Annotated in this window: 2 pseudogenes; both read left to right on the top strand. The window is 72.2% G+C overall.

What is annotated here, in order from left to right:
* A pseudogene (locus BIV03_RS16750) lies at positions 1 to 189 on the top strand (gfo/Idh/MocA family oxidoreductase); the annotation flags it as partial.
* Positions 186 to 309 (top strand): annotated as a pseudogene (locus tag BIV03_RS20165) (sugar phosphate isomerase/epimerase); the annotation flags it as partial. The pseudogenes BIV03_RS16750 and BIV03_RS20165, both read left to right, overlap by 4 nt.

The raw sequence follows: 309 nt of genomic DNA, 5'->3' as shown, positions 1-309 counted from the left end.
GCGATCCGCGACGGCCGCGAACCCGGCGTCACGGTCGACGCGGCCCTCGTGTCCCTCGCCACCGTCCGCGGCCTCTACGTCAGCGCGACGCTCGGCAAGCCCGTCCGGATCGACGACGTGATCGAGGGCGCGTACGACGACGTCGTCCCCGTCGTCGGCGCACACGCAGCAGAAGGAGCCACCCGATGAAGTTCTCCGTGTTCACCGCCTCCACCCCCGACTGGACCCCGTCACAGGCCGCGCAGACGCTCGCCGAGCAGGGCTGGGACGGCATCGAGTGGCGCATCGTCGACGACCGTCCGGCCTCCG

Origin of the sequence: Curtobacterium sp. MCBA15_016, assembly GCF_001865105.1 — a bacterium.
Lineage (GTDB): Bacteria > Actinomycetota > Actinomycetes > Actinomycetales > Microbacteriaceae > Curtobacterium.
Note: the sequence above shows the minus strand (reverse complement) of the source record. Positions and strands in the feature narration are given on the sequence as shown.